16 protein-coding genes and 1 riboswitch are annotated in these 17,330 nt (G+C 73.2%); of the genes, 2 read left to right on the top strand and 14 right to left on the bottom strand.

The window, feature by feature from the left end:
• Nucleotides 1-9: 9 nt before the first annotated feature.
• Genes tilS through dacB form a run of 3 tightly spaced genes read right to left on the bottom strand, consistent with a single transcriptional unit; the run spans nucleotide 10 to nucleotide 3,466 of the window.
• Nucleotides 10-981 (bottom strand): tRNA lysidine(34) synthetase TilS, encoded by a 972-nt coding sequence (gene tilS / locus HZF07_RS17590; protein WP_181645322.1) that lies wholly within the window; start codon nucleotides 979-981, stop codon nucleotides 10-12.
• The gene (locus HZF07_RS17585) at nucleotides 978-2,012 is read right to left on the bottom strand and encodes a zinc-dependent metalloprotease (RefSeq protein ID WP_232523069.1); all 1,035 of its coding nucleotides are present in this window, start codon (nucleotides 2,010-2,012) and stop codon (nucleotides 978-980) included. Before HZF07_RS17585 ends, tilS begins: the two co-directional genes overlap by 4 nt.
• A gap of 29 nt (nucleotides 2,013-2,041) precedes the next feature.
• Complete coding sequence (dacB, locus tag HZF07_RS17580; protein WP_157343441.1) at nucleotides 2,042-3,466, bottom strand: D-alanyl-D-alanine carboxypeptidase/D-alanyl-D-alanine endopeptidase; 1,425 nt, start codon at nucleotides 3,464-3,466, stop codon at nucleotides 2,042-2,044.
• A gap of 110 nt (nucleotides 3,467-3,576) precedes the next feature.
• On the opposite strand from dacB, the gene HZF07_RS17575 reads away from it, so the two are divergent.
• The gene (locus tag HZF07_RS17575) at nucleotides 3,577-4,083 is read left to right on the top strand and encodes an inorganic diphosphatase (RefSeq protein WP_157343439.1); all 507 of its coding nucleotides are present in this window, start codon (nucleotides 3,577-3,579) and stop codon (nucleotides 4,081-4,083) included.
• 190 nt (nucleotides 4,084-4,273) lie between these two features.
• On the opposite strand, the gene HZF07_RS17570 is transcribed toward HZF07_RS17575, so the two are convergent.
• The 6 genes from HZF07_RS17570 to HZF07_RS17545 form a co-directional block, all read right to left on the bottom strand.
• Nucleotides 4,274-6,238 (bottom strand): acyl-CoA dehydrogenase family protein, encoded by a 1,965-nt coding sequence (locus HZF07_RS17570; protein WP_157343437.1) that lies wholly within the window; start codon nucleotides 6,236-6,238, stop codon nucleotides 4,274-4,276.
• A gap of 73 nt (nucleotides 6,239-6,311) precedes the next feature.
• Entirely contained in the window at nucleotides 6,312-7,349 is a 1,038-nt protein-coding gene (locus HZF07_RS17565) for a phosphatase PAP2 family protein (RefSeq protein WP_309504822.1), read from the bottom strand.
• 27 nt (nucleotides 7,350-7,376) lie between these two features.
• Nucleotides 7,377-8,366, bottom strand: coding sequence for an ABC transporter ATP-binding protein (locus HZF07_RS17560; RefSeq protein WP_157343435.1), 990 nt, complete (start codon nucleotides 8,364-8,366; stop codon nucleotides 7,377-7,379).
• Nucleotides 8,366-10,000 (bottom strand): ABC transporter permease, encoded by a 1,635-nt coding sequence (locus HZF07_RS17555; protein ID WP_157343432.1) that lies wholly within the window; start codon nucleotides 9,998-10,000, stop codon nucleotides 8,366-8,368. The genes HZF07_RS17560 and HZF07_RS17555 overlap by 1 nt, the downstream gene beginning before the upstream one ends.
• 7 nt (nucleotides 10,001-10,007) lie before the next feature.
• A complete protein-coding gene (locus tag HZF07_RS17550) occupies nucleotides 10,008-11,078 on the bottom strand; it encodes a thiamine ABC transporter substrate-binding protein (protein ID WP_157343430.1) in 1,071 nt (356 codons plus the stop codon).
• Nucleotides 11,069-11,177: riboswitch (TPP riboswitch) on the bottom strand. It overlaps the preceding gene by 10 nt.
• A gap of 14 nt (nucleotides 11,178-11,191) precedes the next feature.
• Nucleotides 11,192-12,061 carry an RNA polymerase sigma-70 factor gene (locus HZF07_RS17545; protein ID WP_157343428.1) on the bottom strand — a complete coding sequence of 290 codons (870 nt, stop codon included), beginning with the start codon at nucleotides 12,059-12,061 and terminating at the stop codon, nucleotides 11,192-11,194.
• Nucleotides 12,062-12,192: 131 nt separating this feature from the next.
• Between HZF07_RS17545 and HZF07_RS17540 the strand changes: the two genes are divergently transcribed.
• Nucleotides 12,193-12,624, top strand: a complete 432-nt coding sequence (locus HZF07_RS17540; RefSeq protein WP_157343426.1) for a GNAT family N-acetyltransferase — start codon at nucleotides 12,193-12,195, stop codon at nucleotides 12,622-12,624.
• Here HZF07_RS17540 and HZF07_RS17535 read toward each other — a convergent pair.
• The 5 genes from HZF07_RS17535 to HZF07_RS17515 are packed head-to-tail and all read right to left on the bottom strand — an operon-like array spanning nucleotide 12,614 to nucleotide 17,278.
• Nucleotides 12,614-13,675, bottom strand: coding sequence for an MBL fold metallo-hydrolase (locus HZF07_RS17535; protein WP_181645321.1), 1,062 nt, complete (start codon nucleotides 13,673-13,675; stop codon nucleotides 12,614-12,616). The genes HZF07_RS17540 and HZF07_RS17535 overlap by 11 nt on opposite strands.
• A gap of 10 nt (nucleotides 13,676-13,685) precedes the next feature.
• Nucleotides 13,686-14,492, bottom strand: coding sequence for an SDR family oxidoreductase (locus HZF07_RS17530; protein WP_181645320.1), 807 nt, complete (start codon nucleotides 14,490-14,492; stop codon nucleotides 13,686-13,688).
• Nucleotides 14,489-15,583: an NAD(P)H-dependent amine dehydrogenase family protein gene (locus HZF07_RS17525; protein WP_157343422.1), complete on the bottom strand. Its 1,095-nt coding sequence runs from the start codon at nucleotides 15,581-15,583 to the stop codon at nucleotides 14,489-14,491. Before HZF07_RS17525 ends, HZF07_RS17530 begins: the two co-directional genes overlap by 4 nt.
• 22 nt (nucleotides 15,584-15,605) lie before the next feature.
• Complete coding sequence (locus HZF07_RS24575) at nucleotides 15,606-16,820, bottom strand: NADH:flavin oxidoreductase (RefSeq protein ID WP_309504821.1); 1,215 nt, start codon at nucleotides 16,818-16,820, stop codon at nucleotides 15,606-15,608.
• Entirely contained in the window at nucleotides 16,817-17,278 is a 462-nt protein-coding gene (locus HZF07_RS17515; protein ID WP_157343419.1) for a hypothetical protein, read from the bottom strand. Before HZF07_RS17515 ends, HZF07_RS24575 begins: the two co-directional genes overlap by 4 nt.
• Nucleotides 17,279-17,330 lie beyond the last annotated feature (52 nt).

Genomic DNA, 17,330 nt, shown 5'->3' with positions numbered 1-17,330 from the left:
GGGCAGAGCCTAGGAGATGACCCGGAGAGTCCCGTCCTCGCGGGTGGCCCGGACCGGACCGGGCAGGTCGATCCACCGCTGGCCGTGCCAGGCGGTGACCAGCGCCTCCACGGCGAGCACGTGCTCGTACGTCAGCTCCGAGCCCGGGGCGCCCGCGGCGAGGGCGGCGAGCCGCAGCACCCGGCGGCGGACCGGCACCGCCAGCGCGGCCAGGTCCGCGACCGGGAGGCCGCCGTCGGGCTCGCGCAGGGCCGCGTACGCCGTGTCGGCCAGGTCGTCGAGGTGGTCGATGTCCACGCGCAGCTGGTCGGCGGTGCGGGCGAGGGTCTCGGCGACCCCGGGGCCGAGCTGCTCCTCGAGCACCGGGAGCACGGCGTGCCGGACGCGGGCCCGGGTGTACGCCGGATCGGCGTTGTGCGGGTCGTCCCAGGTGTCGTGGCCCTCGACCTGGCACGCGGTCACCGTGTCGGCGCGCGGCACGCCGAGCAGCGGCCGGCGGAAGACGTCGAAGGCGCGCCGCATCCCGGCGAGCGAGCGCCCCCCGGAACCGCGGGCGAGCCCGAGCAGCACGGTCTCGGCCTGGTCGTCGCGGGTGTGGCCGAGCAGCACGGCGGCCGCGGCGAACCGCTCGGCCACCTCCTCCAGCACGGCGTAGCGCGCCCGACGGGCGGCCGCCTCCGGACCGAGCCCGCCGCCCTCGACGTGGACCCGCGCGCCGACGGTCTCGGCGGCGCCCATCGCGGCCATCTGCGCGACGACGGCGGCCGCGCGCTCGGCGGACCCGTCCTGGAGTCCGTGGTCGACGGTCGCCCCGACGACGTGCCAGCCCGCCCGGCGGGCCTCGAAGACGGTGGCGGCGAGCAGGGCGGTGGAGTCGGCGCCGCCGGAGCAGGCGACGACGACGGTCCGCCCCGGGTCGACGTCGTCGAGGGCTCGTCGTACGCCGAGGCGCACGGCCGCGACGGACGGGTGGAGGCTCACAGCACTCGGGTGATCCAGGCCGACGGGTCGGCGATCTCGGCCTTGGAGGGGAGGTGCTCGGGCCGCTCCCAGACGGCGTTCAGCTCGGTCATGCCGGCTCGGGAGACGACGGCCCGGACGAACTTCGCGCCGTCGCGGTACTGCGCCATCTTCGCGTCCATGCCGAGCAGCCGGCGCAGCAGCCGGTCGCCGGCGCCGGCCCCCTTGCGCCGGCGGTTGAAGCGCTTGCGGATGTCCTTGACCGTCGGGATGACCGTCGGTCCGACGCCGTCCATCACGACGTCGGCGTGCCCCTCGAGCAGCGACATGACGCCGGTGACCCGGTCGACGATCTCCTGCTGCTCGGGGCCGCCGATCAGGTCCATCACGCTCGCGTCGCCGCGGCCGCGCAGCGCCGCGACGAGGCGGCCGGCGCCGTCCTCGAGGAGGTTGCTGGGCTCGAGCGAGTCCGCGAGCGCGCGCATCTCCCCCATCAGGTGGTCACCGAGCCACGGCGTCGCGGTGAACTGCACGCGGTGGGTCTCCTCGTGCAGGCACACCCACAGCCGGAAGTCGCGCGGGTCGACGCCGAGCTCGCGCTCGACGTGGACGACGTTGGGGGCGACCAGCAGCAGCCGGCCGGTCGGCGCGTGGAACGGGTCGAACTGGCCGAGCACCTTGCCCGCCAGGAAGCCGAGCACCAGGCCCGCCTCCACGCCGGTCACCCGCCGACCGACCGCCTGCGCGGCGCGGGAGGTGTTCTTGTCGGCGAGCTTGTCGATCACCGGGGCGAGCGCGGTCGCGAAGCCGTCGGCGTTCGCCTGCACCCAGCCGGCGCGGTCGACGACGAGGACGGGCGCCGACGGGGCGGTCGGGTCGGCGTCGACCATGCCGGTGAAGTCGCGGACCAGGCCGGTCGAGCGGGCGGCGTCGGCGCGCAGCTCGGCCACGACCGCCTCGGCGTCCGCACGCGTGACCTCGGGACCGTCGCCGGCGACCCGGCGGCCGACCGTGACCGCCAGGTCCCAGTCGACCATGCCCGCGCTGCTCATGCGCCGACCGTACCCGGGCGCCCGCAACGTCAGCCCGCGCCCGTGCCGCAGCGGCAGGCGGCCAGCGCCGAGGCGACGTCGTCGAGGGCGGCCCGGGCGTCGAGGGTGTCGAGCAGTGCCACGTCGTCGGTCAGCAGGGCGAAGACCATCGGGGTGCCGGTGCGGTCGACGACGGTGCCGGCCAGCCCGGTGACCCCGGTCAGGGTGCCGGTCTTCGCGCGCACCGCCCCGCGGCCGACCCGGTCGACGGTGCCGCCGGCGAACCGCTCGGTCAGCGAGCCGGTGAACCCCGCGACCGGCAGCCCGGTGAGCACCGGGCGCAGCTCGGCGTCCTGCGTCGACGCCGCCGCCACCAGCAGCGCGGTCAGGGTCTCGGGGGCGATCCGGTTGTCGCGGGACAGGCCGCTGCCGTCGTACAGCTCGGCGCCCTGGGTGGGTACGCCGAGCGCCGCGAGTGCGTCGAGCACGGCGTCCGCCCCGCCCGCGAACGTCGCGGGCGCACCGGTCGCGACCGCGACCTGGCGGGCCAGCACCTCGGCCGCCTCGTTGTCGCTGTGCAGCAGCGTGTGCTCGACGAGCTGCCACAGCGGCGGGCTGACCACCCGGGCGAGCTCGGTGCCGGCCGGGTCGGCGCGACGCTGCCGAGGCTCGCCGCGCACGGCGATGCCGGCCTTCGCGAGCTCCGCGGCGTACGCCGTGGCCGCCGCGCGGGCCGGGTCGGCGACCCGCCCGAACCCGCTCGCCGGCCGTCCCTCGTCGACCCAGAGCGACTCGATCGGCGCGACCACGCCGTCAGGCACGTAGGAGTCCGGCCAGTGCGGACTGACGTCGGGGCCGGTGAACAGCGAGGCGTCGTACCCGACCCTCACCTCGGTGGTGCCGCTCGCCTGGAGCGACCGCGCGGTCGCGCGGGCGAGGGTGACGACGTCCGCGGGCCGCGGGTAGGCGTCGCGGTCCGGTCGGGTCGAGGCGAGGAGCGGGTCGCCGCCGCCGACCAGCACCACCCGGCCCGGCCCGTCGGTGACCACCGTGGTCGCGAACGTCTGGTCGGCCGGCATCGTGTGCAGTGCGGCCGCGGCGGTCACCAGCTTGAGCGTCGAGGCCGGGACGGCCGTGCCGTCGCCCTCGGCGTAGAGCACCGAGCCGTCGAGCCCGGCGACCGTGGCCAGCACGTGGGGCCCGAGGTCGGCGTCGTCCAGCAGCCGCGCGACGACGCGACCCACCCGCGCGGGGTCGGCCGTCCCTGCGGCCGCGAGCGCGACCGGCGCGGGTTCGGTGAGCGGCGGCAGGTCGAGGCCGGCGGGCGGTGCGACCGCGGCCGGCTCCTCGTCGGGATCGGCCCGGTCGAGGTCGAGCCAGTAGGCCGTGCCCGCGCCGCCGAGCAGGGCGAGGACGAGCAGCACGGGGAGCCAGAACGCGAGGCGGCTGCCGTGGCGTGCGTCACGTCGACCCACTCCGCACCCCTTCCGACTCCACGTTTGGCGCCATTGTGCGCGAGACTGGTGCGGGCTCGTGCTCGGGCCCACCCGGAACGTGATGATCGCGCCCGTCTGAGGCGCAGACGATGGCGGAGGATGACGTGCTCGAGTTCGACGTGCTGGTGGAGATCCCCAAGGGTGAGCGCAACAAGTACGAGGTCGACCACGAGTCCGGCCGACTGCGCCTGGACCGCACGCTGTTCACGTCGACGGCGTACCCGGCCGACTACGGCTTCATCGAGAACACCCTCGGCCAGGACGGCGACCCGCTCGACGCGATGGTCATCCTGCAGCAGCCGACGTTCCCGGGCTGCCTGATCCGCTGCCGCGCGATCGGCATGTTCCGGATGACCGACGAGGCCGGCGGCGACGACAAGGTCCTCTGCGTGCCCGCGAGCGACCCGCGCCTGGAGCACCTGCGCGACATCTCGCACGTGTCGAAGTTCGACCGCCTCGAGATCCAGCACTTCTTCGAGGTCTACAAGGACCTCGAGCCCGGCAAGTCCGTCGAGGGCGCCGAGTGGGTCGGCCGCACCGAGGCCGAGGCCGAGGTGCACGCGTCGTTCGAGCGGCTCAAGACCCAGGGCCACTGAGCCCTCGCGCGTCTGCGTCGTGTCGGGCGCGCTGCTGGGGCGCGGGCGCGCGGCGCGGGCGCGCGGCGTTTCATCAAGGGATGCAGGCGGAACCGCGCTTCCCGTGACGAGCTCGGCGAGGGATGCGCAGGTTCACCGTCATCCCTTGATGAAACCGCGGCAGGGGTGACCACCGGCCACCCCACCAAGCTCAGCCGACCAGGTCCGGCGACCGCAGCATCTCCGCTGGCACGCCCCAGGCGTCGACGAGGTCGACCGCGAGCGGGCGCACCCTGCGGCACAGCTCGCCGACCTCGCGGCTGATCGCCTTGGACCGGACGACGGTCAGCCGGCCGTGCTCCATGAACCAGGCGCGGTCGGCCTCGATGGTCGTGAGCGCGTAGAGGTCGCAGAGCAGGCCGAGCGCGGCCTTGTTGCCGCCGTCGGGCAGAGCGCGCACCCGGTCGACGAAGGCCTCCAGCACCAGCCGCTCGACGTGCGCGTTGGCGGCGGCGACCACGTGGTCCTGGACCTGGGAGAAGACCGAGCCGGGGTTGACGCCCTGGTCGATGCCGCGCTTGAGGCGGCGGGCGACGCCGGAGAGCATGTGCTCCTCGCGGAAGCGCAGCATCGCGAGGTGGTAGTCCGAGTCCAGGATCCCCGCCTCCTGGTCCCACTGGTCGCCCCCCGGCAGCAGGTCGCGGACCCGCTCGAGCAGCTTGTGCGCCGAGGTCCGCTCGATGACGGTCTCGACCGCGAGGTTGGTGACGAAGCGGACCATGCCGAGCTGGTCGAGGTCCTCGAACTCGCTGGCGTAGTCGGTGAGCAGGCCCTTGGCGACGAGCTGGAGCAGCACGTGGTTGTCGCCCTCGAACGTCGTGAAGATGTCGGTGTCGGCCTTGAGCGCGGCGAACCGGTTGACGGCCAGGTAGCCCGCGCCGCCGCACGCCTCGCGGCACTCCTGGATCGTCCGGGTCGCGTGCCAGGTGCCGAGCGCCTTGGTGCCGGCGGCCCGCGCCTCGAGCGCGCGCCGGTCGTGCTCGTCGCCGGCGCCCTCCGGCGACTGGGCGCGGGAGAAGACCTCGTGCAGCTGGCTGCGGACGACGTCCTGGGCGAAGTGCAGCGCGTAGGTGCGCGCGACCAGCGGCAGCAGCCGGCGCTGGTGCAGGCCGTAGTCGAGGAGCAGCTCCTCCTCGGTGTCGGAGGTCGCCTCGAACTGCCGGCGGCGCGCGGCGTACTTCGTCGCGATCGCCAGCGCGACCTTCGCCGCGTTGATGCCGGCGCCGCCGACGCACACGCGGCCCTGCACCAGGGTGCCGAGCATGGTGAAGAAGCGACGGTTGGGGTTCTCGACCGAGCTCTCGTAGACGCCCTCGGGGCTCACGTCGGCGAAGCGGTTGAGCAGCGCCTCGCGCGGCACCCGCACGTCGTCGAACCAGATCCGGCCGTTGTCGATGCCGTTGAGGCCCATCTTGCGTCCGTCGTCCTCGATGCGTACGCCGGGCGCCACCTCGCCGTCGACGCGGATCGGGACGACGAACGCGTGCACGCCCTCCGACCGGTCCCCCACCTCGAGCTGCGCGAAGACGACCGCGAGCTCGCCGTGCTGGGCGGCGTTGCCGATGTAGTCCTTGCGGGCGCTGTCGTCGGGCGTGGTGATCACGAACTCCTGCGTTGTCGCGTCGTAGCGCGCGACCGTGCCCAGTGCCTGCACGTTGGAGCCGTGGCCGGTCTCGGTCATCGCGAAGCAGCCGAGCAACCGCCCGGTGACGAGGTCGCTGAGGTAGGCGTCGTGGTGCCGCTGGGTGCCGAGCTGCAGGATCGCGCCGCCGAACAGCCCGAACTGCACGCCGACCTTCACGAGCACCGAGAGGTCGCCGTAGGCGAGCGTCTCGAACGCCGCGATCGACGCCCCGATGTCGCCTCCGCCGCCGTGCTCCACGGGGAACCCCATGCCGGTCTGGCCGGTCGCCGCCATCTCGACGACGAGGTCGCGGACCCGGTCGCGGTAGGCCGCGGTGTCGAGCCGTTCGGCCTCCTCGAGCACCGAGGCGTACGCCGTGAGGTTGCTGCGCACCAGGTCGCGGATCTCGGCGTACTCGCCGTCGAGCAGCGCGGTCAGCGCGGGAACGTCGATCTCGGGCGCGCTCACGGGCGCGGCGGTGTCGAGGGCCATGCGGGCCGAATACCCACCCCGGGACCGGGTCACGCCAGCGGCCGGGAGTGATCTGGACCGCTCCCGGGCCGCCTCAGTGGTCGACCGGGACCTTCGAGGTCGTCGTCGTCGGGTGCGAGGCCAGGCCGTGGCGGTCGAACTTCTGGCCGCTGGCGATGCCCCCCAGGTAGAAGGCGATGAACGCGATCATCACGCCGGCGACGTCGTCGGCGACGTAGTGCCAGCCGAAGTAGAGGGTCGCGGTGACCGTGAGCCCGAAGTTGACCCAGAAGACGATCCGGATCCAGCGGCTGCGGACCGTGAACTGGACCATCAGGGCCCACAGCAGCGAGATCCCGGTGTGCAGGCTCGCGAAGCCGGCGACGGTCTGCGCCTGACCGTCGCCCCAGAGCACGCCTTGTCTGGCGTTGAGCAACGAGTTCATCAGGTCGGTGGTGCCGGTATGGGACAGGTTGCCGTAGAGCCAGTAGTACTCGAGGCCGGGGCCGAGGGTCGGGAGCGCGTAGTAGGACACGGTGCCGAGGGTCCAGGCGATGCCCTGGGCGGTGACGAACCACCAGCCGTAGGACAGGTTGCGCGACCACACCAGCCAGACGGTCACCATGATCGCGACCATCGGGATGAAGAGCAGGTAGAACGTCGACAGCACGTGCGCGACCACGGTGGTGCCGAGCACCTCGTGGATGACCGTGGCGGGGTTGTGGCCGAAGAAGAGGATCCGGTCGAAGGCGTGCAGCTCGCGGTCGTACATCCGGTCGCTCACCAGCGGGAGGAACGACTTGAGGTTCCGGTAGCAGACGTAGATCACGTAGAAGCAGACGATGCCGAGGATCACCAGCAGGATCCGCTCCCGCGACCAGTGCGAGCGCCACCTGTCCTGCACCAGCTCCGGCATCTGCTTCACCCGGCCCCGCGAGATCCACACCGCCCGCGGAACGAGGTCGAGGAAGAGCGCGCCGAAGCAGAGGATCGGCAGCCGGACCATCGCCGGGCCGAGGAAGCTGCCGTCCGGGTCGATCAGCGGGCGACCGACGTAGATCGCCGTGATGCCGGCCCACACCGCCATGACGATGGCGTTGACCACGAGCAGGGTCCAGGCACGGCGATACACGCCCGCAAGTGTAGGGACTGTGTCGAGTCAGCCCGCTTCGCGCAGCACGGCCACGCGTGAGGCGTCCACCACCATCGACACCCGGTCACCGGCGCCGGGGTGCGTGCCGAGCGGCGCGACCGCGTCGAGCTCGCCGATCCCGTCGACGTCGACGACCAGGCGGATCTGCTCGGGGGTGGCCCGGGCCGAGAGCACCACGCCGGACAGGGGACCGGCGGCGGCGACGACCAGCGCGGACCGGCGTACGGCGACCGGCCCGTCGCCCGCGAGCCCGGTGGCGGCGCGCACCACCGCGGCCTCCGGGCCGTCGAGCACGCGCGCGTAGCCCAGGAACAGCGCGGTCTCCGGGTCGGTGGGCGCGCGCCAGACCTCGGCGATGTCGCCCTGCTGGACGATCCGGCCGGCGCGCATCACGGCCAGCCGGTCGGCCACCGTGAACGCCTCCTCCTGGTCGTGGGTGACCATCAGCGCCGTGGTCCCGGCCTCGCGGAGGATGTCGCGCAGGTCGCTCGCCAGCCGCTCCCGGAGCCCGGCGTCGAGCGCCGACAGCGGCTCGTCGAGCAGCAGCAGCCGGGGCTGGACAGCGAGCGACCGGGCCAGGGCGACGCGCTGCCGCTCGCCGCCGGAGAGCGTCGCGGGCAGCCGGTCGGCGTACCCCTCGAGGCCGACCAGCGCGAGCAGCTCGCGCACGCGGGCGTCGGTGTCGCGCACCCGGTGCAGCCGCAGGGCGTAGCCGACGTTGCGGGCGACGGTGAGGTGGCCGAAGAGCTGGCCGTCCTGGAACATCAGGGCGAACCCCCGCTTGTGCGTGGGGGTGCCGGCCAGGTCGGCGCCGTCCCAGCAGATGCGGCCGGAGCCGACCGGCTCGAGCCCCGCGATCGCGCGCAGCAGGGTCGACTTGCCGGAGCCGCTGGGGCCGAGCACGGCCAGCACCTGGCCGTCGGGCAGGTCGAGCGTGGCGTCGACGACGGCGGGCACGCCGTCGTAGGCGACGTGGACGTGGTCGAGGCTCAGCATCACAGCGCTCCCAGCGACGGCACCCGGAGCCGCTCGACGGCCAGCATCACCACGGCGGTGGTTGCGGCGAGGACGACGGAGGCGGCGAGGGCCATGCCGTAGTTCATCGCACCCGGGTGTCCGATGAGGTGGAAGATCACGATCGGCAGGGTGGGGTTCTCCTCGCGAGCGAGGAACGACGTGGCACCGAACTCCCCCAGCGACACGGCGAACGCGAAGCCGGCGGCCGCGAGCAGGGGCTTCCAGAGCACCGGCAGGTCGACCGTCGCGAACGTGCGCACCGGCCCGGCGCCGAGCGACGCCGCGGCCTGGCGCTGCCGGTCGTCGATCCCGCCGAGCGCCGGCGCGAGCGTGCGGACGACGAGCGGCAGCGCGACCAGCGCCTGGGCGATCGGCACCAGCAGCGGGTTGTCGCGCAGGTCCAGCGGCGGCTCGTCGAGGGTGATGAGGAAGCCGAAGCCCAGGGTCACCGCCGAGACCCCGAGCGGGAGCATGAAGAGGCCGTCGAGGAGTCCGCGCGCGCGACGCTCGGTCCGGCTGTGCGAGCGGCGGCTGACCACGACCGCCACCAGGACGCCGAGGGTCAGGGACATCCAGGTGGCGTCGACGGCGGTGCGCAGCGACGTGACCAGGGCGGTGGTCGCCGGCACCAGCAGGGCCTGGCGTGAGCCCTCCGTCGTCAACGCCCGGTAGTTGTCGAGGCTCCAGCCGCCGCCGGCGTGCAGCGAGCCGACGACGAGAGCCGTCACAGGGAGCCCGACGAGCAGCAGGACGAGCGCGGTCGCCGCGACGCTCGGCCAGTCCCCGCGCCCGATCCGCGGCGGTCGGGCGGTGGTGCGCGCCAGCGTCGGGTCGGCCACCGCGCGCAGGCGGCTGGTGATCGCGAGCAGCGCGACGATCGCGAGGAGCTGCACGATCGACAGCGCGGCGGCCGCCTGGAGGTCGAGCAGGTTGGTCGTGAGCAGGTAGATCTCGGTCTCCACCGACGAGTAGCGGAGCCCGCCCAAGGTCAGCACGACCCCGAACGCCGTGGCACAGAAGAGGAAGACCACGCTGGCCGCCGACACGATCGCCGGCCGCAGCGCCGGGAGGGTCACCGTGCGGAACACGTGCGCCGGTCCGGCGCCGAGCGCCGCCGCGGCCTCGGCCGGTCGCGGGTCGAGCGACTCCCAGGCCGCGCCGACCGCCCGGATCACCACGGCGACGTTGAAGAACGCCAGCCCGGCGACGATGGCGGCGGCCGAGCCGTCGAAGCCCAGGAAGCCCAGCGGCCCGGCCTCTCCGATGAGCTCGCGGAACGCGACGCCGACGACGACGGTCGGCAGCACGAACGGCACCAGCAGCGCCGCGCGCAGCGCCGACCGCCCGGGGAAGCGCCGACGGTGGAGCAGGTGCGCGGCCGGCACGCCGAGCAGCAGCGACAGCGCCGTGCCGGCGAGCGCGGACCAGACCGTGAACCACACGACCCGGACCGTGCGCGGCCGGGTGAGGACCTCGACGACCGCGCCGACGTCGAGCTGCCCGTCGACGTAGAAGCCCTCCGAGATCATCCCCGCGACGGGCAGCACGAAGAACACCCCGAGGACGGCCAGCGGCACCGCCGCCAGGCCGACCAGGGTGAGCGTCCTCCTCATGCCGCGCTCATCGCGAGGTGATGTCGCTCCACTCGCGCAGCCAGTCGTCCCGGTTCGCGGCGATCTCGGCCGGGTCGACCTCGAGCGGGTCGGCGGGCTGCCGGGCGAACTGCGCCCACTCCTCCGGCAGCTCGACGCCGGCGTCGACCGGGAAGACGTACATGCTCTCCGGCAGGGCGGCCTGCACCTCCGGGGTGAGCAGGAAGTCGACCAGCGCCTCGGCGCCGTCGGGGTTCTCGGCGCCCTCGAGGACGCCGGCGTACTCGACCTGGCGGAAGCAGGTGTCGAGCAGCGCGCTGGTGGTCGAGGTGCCGTCGTCGGCGATCGTGAACGCCGGCGAGGAGTCGTAGGACAGCACGACCGGCCGCTTGCCCTGGCCGCCGCCCTGGGTGAAGTCGACCTGGTAGGCGTCCGACCAGCCCTCGGTCAGCTTGGCGCCGTTGGCCATCAGTCGCTCCCAGTAGTCCGGCCAGTCGTCGCCGTACTCCGCGATGGTCGCGAGCAGGAAGGCCATGCCCGGCGAGCTGGTGGCCGCGCCGGGGGCGACGAACAGGTCGCGGTACGCCGGGTCGGCGAGGTCGTCGAGCGAGGACGGCGGCTCCTGGTCGTGCGCGGCGAACCAGGTGTCGTCGACGTTGACGCACACGCTCGCGTTGTCGACCGGCGTGAGCGCGTGGTCGTCGTCGCCCGGCAGCCGGTACTGCTCCGCCCCCTCCGGCAGCGTCGCGTCGTACGGCGCGAGGACGCCCTCGTCGAGCGCGCGGGAGGCGAAGGTGTTGTCGATGCCGAACGTGACGTCGCCGAGCGGGTCGCCCTTGGTGAGCACGAGCTTGTTGGTCAGCGCACCGGCGTCGCCGGAGGCCCGGACGACCAGCTCGTAGCCCGACTGCTGCTCGAACTCCGCCTGCAGGTCCTCGGGCAGCACGAAGGACTCGTGCGTGACGAGCACGACGCGGGTGGGCTCGCCGTCCTTCGTCGTCCCCGAGTCGCCGTCACCACCTCCGACCGTCGAGCAGGCGGTGAGGACGAGCGCCCCCGTCGCGAGGAGGGCAGGCGTGGCCGCACGGAAATGTCTCAACTCCGACTCCCTTCGCCGGTGCTAACCGGAGCAGGTTCATAGGGTCTGCGGCTTCTCCGCACTCTCAGCACGCACGGGCGTGCTCCCCTGTCTTGTGAGTCGAGACTAGTCCCTCACCGGGCCAGCGGCGTCACCGTGTCCACCCGGGCCAGCTTCTCGGGGTTGCGGACGGCGTAGAGGCCGGTGATCAGGCCGTCCTCGAGCACCGCCGAGACGACGGTCTCGACCACGCCGTCGACGAGGATGTGGATGCCCGGCGCGCCGTTGACGTAGGCGATCTCGAGGGTGAACGGCGTGTCGCCGCCCGCGCCGCTCAGGAAGCGGGCGACCTTGTCCGCACCGAGGATCGGGCGCAGCGCGGCCCGCCTCAGGCCACCGCCGTCGGACACCAGCACCACGTCGGGTGCGAGCACGTCCATCAGGCCCTGCACGTCACCGGTGCTGGACGCGACCATGAACTGCTCGAGCACCCGCCGGTACTGCGCCTGCGTGGCCTCGCTGCGCGGCTTGCGCTCGGCGACGTGGTCGCGGGCGCGCCGCGCGATCTGGCGTACGGCGGCCGGCGTCTTGTCGACGGCCGCAGCGATCTCGTCGTACCCGAAGTCGAAGACCTCGCGCAGCACGAAGACCGCCCGCTCCGTGGGGCCGAGGGTCTCGAGGACCGTCAGCATCGCCAGCGACACCGAGTCGGCGAGCTCGACGTCCTCGGCGACGTCCGGCGTGGTGAGCAGCGGCTCGGGCAGCCACGGCCCGACGTACGACTCGCGGCGGCGCGCGTTGCCGCGCATCCGGTTGAGCGAGAGCCGGGTGGTGATCCGGACCAGGTAGGCGCGGTCGTCGCGGACCGTCGCGTGGTCGACGTCGACCCAGCGCAACCAGGTCTCCTGGAGCACGTCCTCGGCGTCGGCCGCGGAGCCGAGCATCTCGTAGGCGACGGTGAAGAGCAGGTTCCGGTGCTCGACGAAGACATCGGTGGCACTCATGCGGGCCTCACAGCTGCTGACGTTAACGGGCATGACCACCAGACACCGCTCGTCGCCGGTCTGTGACATCTCTACTGTGGGCGCATGCCGAGCCGCACCCACGACCGCCTCGCCTGCGCGGCGCTGCTCCGATGATCACGATCACCGCCGGCCCGTTCACCGCGCTCGACGGCCCGACGGCGTACGCCGTCTGGCGGCTGCGCCAGGACGTCTTCGTCGTCGAGCAGGAGTGCGCCTACCCGGACCTCGACGGGCGCGACGACGAGCCGGGCACCCGGCACGTGCTGCTGCGCGACGACGACGACCTGCTCGGCTACGCCCGGGTGCTCGACGACGCCGAGGTGTGGCGGATCGGGCGGGTGGTGCTCGCGCGGGACGCACGTGGCCGCGGGCTCGCCGACCCGCTCATGCACACCGCGCTCCAGGTCGCCAAGGACCGCGACGTGGTGCTGGACGCGCAGACGCCGCTGGCGGGCTGGTACGCGACGCACGGCTTCGAGGTCGACGGCGCGGAGTTCCTGGAGGACGGGATCCCGCACACGCCGATGCGGCTCAGGCGGTAGCCGTGTAGAGCACGCCGTCGGCGGAGCCCGCGGCGGTGGCCCGCCCCTGCGCGACGAGCAGGTCGAGGTGCGCCTTGGTCTCCATCGACGCCATCCCCTGGGCGAAGACGTCGAGCTCGGCGTACGGGTGGTCGTGGCGCGTCCAGGGCAGCCCGTGGGCGACCTGGTGGCTGGACCTGGGGCCACCGGAGAGGGCGGCCAGGCTGAGCGCGAGTCGCTGCTCGTGGTGGGCGAGCAGCTCGTCGACCCGCGCGTGCGAGGACGGCGCCACCGGACCGTGCGCGGGCAGCACCGCGAGGTCGGGCAGCGCCCGCACCTTGGTCAGCGAGGCCATGAAGTCGCCCAGCGGGTCGGCGACCGGAGGCACCGTGAAGCCGATGGACGGCGTGATCGTCGGCAGCACGTGGTCGCCGGCGAAGAGCAGCCCGGCCGCCCGGTCGGCGAAGACGAAGTGGCCCGGCGTGTGCCCGGGGGTGTGCACCGCGTCGAGGGTGCGCGTCCCGACGGGGACCTGCTGGTCGCCGACCAGCCAGGTGTCGGGGTACTGCCACCACTGCGGGTCGGGCAGCTCGGGCGACCCGGCCGCCCACAGGTCCGCGATCTCGTGCGCCCCCGCGGTGCGCAGCACCTCGAGGAACGGGTTGCCGTCGAGGTCGAGCTTGCCGTTGAGCAGGTCGAGGCCCGGCTTCTCGTCGAAGCCCAGCGCGACGTCCGCGCCGTACTCGTGCCCGAGGACCGTGGCCAGCGTGTAGTGGTCGCGGTGGATGTGGGTGACCAGGAAGCGCTTGATGTCGCCGAAGCCGTAGCCGACGTCGCGCAGGCAGCGCTCCAGCAGGTCGCGGGCGACCTCGATCGACCAGCCGCCGTCGATCAGGGTGAGGCCGTCGCCGGTCTCGATCGCGTAGACGTTGACGGCCCTGAGACCGTCCATCGGCAGCGGCAGCGGGATCCGGTGGATGCCCTCGGCCACCTGCCAGGCGCCCTCCTTGCTCCAGTGCTCGCCGGAGTCCGGCGAGATCGCATGAGCCGTCGGGGTGCTGGAGGAGGTCACGTCGCGGACCCTACGGGGCCACGTCGGGGAACCCGAGGTCCAGGGTGGGCTGCTGGATGCCGCCGTCGATCTCGATGAGCTTGCCGGTGACGTACTGCCCGGCCTTCGACGACAGGTAGAGCACGCCCGCGGCGATGTCCTCCGGCTCGCCGACCCGACCCAGCGGCGTCTTGCCCTCGAGCTGGCCCATCAGCTCCGGCTGGCCCGCGACGTACTCCAGCGCGCTGGTCAGGATCGAGCCGACGTAGATGCCGTTGACCCGGATCCGCGGGGCGAGGTCCTGGGCGGCCATCTTGGTCCAGTGGGCGAGTGCGGCCTTGGCCGTGCCGTAGGCGATGAAGCCGCGGTCGGCCGTGCGGCCCATCATCGAGCTGATCGTCACGACGCTCTTCTGGGCGCCGTCGTCGTGCTGCAGCATCAGCGGCACTGCGGCCTTGGTGAGCGCGTGCGCGGTGGTGACGTTGAAGCTGAACGCCTCGTTGAGGAAGCGGTTGCTGGTCTGCAGGAACTCGCGCGGGAACGTGCCGCCGACGTTGTTGACGACCGTGTCGAGCCGGCCGAGCTCGTCGTACGCCGCCTGCGCGAGGCCGGCGACGGCGTCGAGGTCGCTGAGGTCGGCCGGGACGACGACGCAGCGCCGGCCCGTCGCGCGGACCTGCTCGGCGACCACCTCGAGCTGCTCGGCGGTGCGCGCGGAGATCAGCACGTCGGCGCCGGCCTCGGCGAGGGCGACGGCGGTGGCGGCGCCGAGCCCGCGGCCGGCGCCGGTGACGATCGCGACCTGGCCCTCGATCGCGAACCTGTCGAGGATGCTCACGTCGTGCTCACCAGGCCCTTGCCGGTGACGAGCGGCAGGTCGAGGGCGGTCACGAGTCCGCCCCGGGACTCGACGACGGCGGGTACGGCGTTCACGATCCGCTGAGCGGTGACGATCATCCCGGAGACGTTGTGGTCGCCGTGCTCGCCGTGGTGGACGAAGTCGCACTGCATGAACGGCTCGCCCTTGATCACGACGCGGTAGCAGCCGTCACCCTCGGGCGGGCTCGGCCACTCGGGCACCTGCGCGGGGTCGGTGCGGGTGATGTGCTCGACGACGACGCGCGGGACGCCGGCGACCTTGCCGATGACCTGGAAGCGGACCGCGCCCATGGTGCCGGCCTTGACGTCGCCCGAGACGCTCGCGGTGTCGCGCTCGGCCGGGCGCCGGTCGACCTCCTCAGTGAGCGGCTCGTCGAGCACGATGCCGAGGCCGGCGGCGATCTGCCGGACCACGCTGCCCCACGCCATGCTGAGGATGCCGGGGCTCCAGAGGAACCCGGGCTCGTCCATCGGCCGGCCGAAGCCGAAGAGGTCGCCCATCACCACCGGCTGGTAGTAGGTCGAGTAGTCGCAGATCTCCATCACGCGCACCTCGTCGATGCGCTGGGAGAGGCTGGTCAGCACCAGCGGCAGGACGTCGTTGGCGAAGCCCGGGTCGATGCCGTTGACGTGCAGGCTGGCACCGGTGCGCTCACCGGCCTTGTCGATGCGCTCCTGCAGCTCCGGCGGCAGGATGTGCTCGGGCCACTGCAGCAGCACCGGGCCGCTCGAGGTGACGTTGACGCCGGCCTCCAGGAACCCGATGAGGTCCTCGATCGCCTCGAAGACCCGGTCGTCGGTCATCGCGGTGTGCACGATGGCGTCCGGCCGCAGGTCGAGCAGCGCCTGGCTGTCGGTGGTCGCGAGCACGCCCAGCTCGCGGCCGAGCTCGGCCAGCTCGCCGGCGTCCTTGCCGTCCTTCGCGGGGTTGGACACCCAGACCCCCACCAGCTCGAGGTCCGGGTGGGCGTCGATCCCCTTGATCGCGTGCCGCCCGACGGTGCCGGTGGACCAGACGACGACCTTGTACGGCGTACGTGGCTCTCCCATGCGGGGCAATCTAGAACACGTTCTAGTCTCGCGGGAAGGGGTGGCCGCCGAAACCCGGAGGCGGCGCCGGGTCGATCACCACGCACCGGGTGCCCGAGTAGATCGTCGGCATGCAGCGGTTGCAGTGGATGCAGACGCCCGCGGTGGCGCGGCCGGAGGCCAGGCGCTTGACCAGGTCCGGCTCGCGCAGGAGCGCGCGGCCCATGGCGACGAACTCGAAGCCGTCGGCCATCGACCGCTCCATGGTGTCGAGCCGGTTGATGCCGCCGAGCTGCATGAGCGGCATCGACAGGGCGGCCCGGAAGCGCAGCTGCTTCTCGCGGAAGTACGCCTCCTCGAAGGGGTACTCCTTGAGGAACCGACGACCGACGGGCGTCCTCATGCCGAAGCGGACCATCGCGGGCATCGTCGCGGCGAACTCCGAGACCGGCGCCTCGCCCCGGAAGAGGTACATCGGGTTCATCAGCGACGAGCCGCCGCTGAGCTGGAGCGCGTCCAGGCACCCGTCGGCCTCGAGCATGGCGGCGTACTCCAGGCTCTCGTCGGTCGTCACGCCGCCCTTGAAGCCGTCGGAGACCGAGATCTTGGCCGTGACGGCGACCGCGGACCCGACCTCGTCGCGTACGGCGCGGGCGACCTGCCGGCCCAGCCGCGCCCGGGCCTCGAGCGAGCCGCCCCACTCGTCCTTGCGGCGGTTGAGGCCGGGCGCGAGGAAGGAGGAGATCAGATAGCTGTGCGCCATGTGCAGCTCGAGGACGTCGAAGCCCGCGTCGACGAGCGTGCGCGCCGCCGCGACGTACGCGCGGGTGATCCGGGCCAGGTCGGCGGAGGTCGCCGAGCGGATCATCTGCATCGACAGCGGGCTCGGCATCCGGCTGGCCGCGAGCGCGTGGACACCGTTGGAGCGACCGTTGGCGACCGGCCCGGCGTGGCCGACCTGGCCGGCGATCGCCGCGCCGGCCTCGTGGATCGCGTCGGCCATCCGGGCGAGCCCGTCGCGGGTGTCGGGCGCGACCACGACCTGCTCGCGGTGCGTGCGCCCCTCGGGCGCGACGGCGAGGTAGGCGACGGTCGTGAGCCCGACGCCGCCGCGCGCCACCGCGAGGTGGTAGTCGATGAGCTCGTCGGTCACCTGGCCGTGGGGCGCCCGGCCCTCGAACGTCGCGGCCTTGACGGTGCGGTTGCGCAGCCGCACCGGGCCGAGGGTGGCCGGGGCGAACACGTCGGGTGGGGTCACCCCGGCAATCTAGAACACGTTCCAGTACGACGCGAGGGTGCGGCCACGGCCGCGAGCTGGAAGAGCTCCGGCTCGCTCAGGCGGGCGAGCACCGTGGCCTCGGCGACGTCGTGCTCCAGCTCGTCGCGCAGGACGCGCAGCATCCCGGTGTAGCCCTGGCCGGACGCGAGCGCGAGCACCAGCGACTCGGCGCCGAAGCGGTCCAGCCAGGTCCAGAGCGTCTTGGGGTCGATGTGGTGCCGGTCGACGCGCGCCAGCACGAAGTCGGCGTGGCTGCCCGGGAGCTCGTCGGCGAGCCGGCGCTGCACGTCGCCGAGGGTGGCGAGGGACGGGTGGCGGGTGACCCGGCGGTCCCGGCGGGCGGCCTCCCGGCGGGTCCGGGCGGCGGACGCGGGGGCGGTGGCCAGGTACGCGACCAGCGCGGCGACCGGGACGGCGAGGGCGATCAGGGTGTTCACGGGACCACCGTGTCGCCCGGCTCTGGGACGTCACTGGGACGGCGCTGGGATC

This window comes from Nocardioides agri (assembly GCF_013778305.1).
In the GTDB taxonomy this organism is placed as follows: domain Bacteria; phylum Actinomycetota; class Actinomycetes; order Propionibacteriales; family Nocardioidaceae; genus Nocardioides; species Nocardioides agri.
Note: the sequence above shows the minus strand (reverse complement) of the source record. Positions and strands in the feature narration are given on the sequence as shown.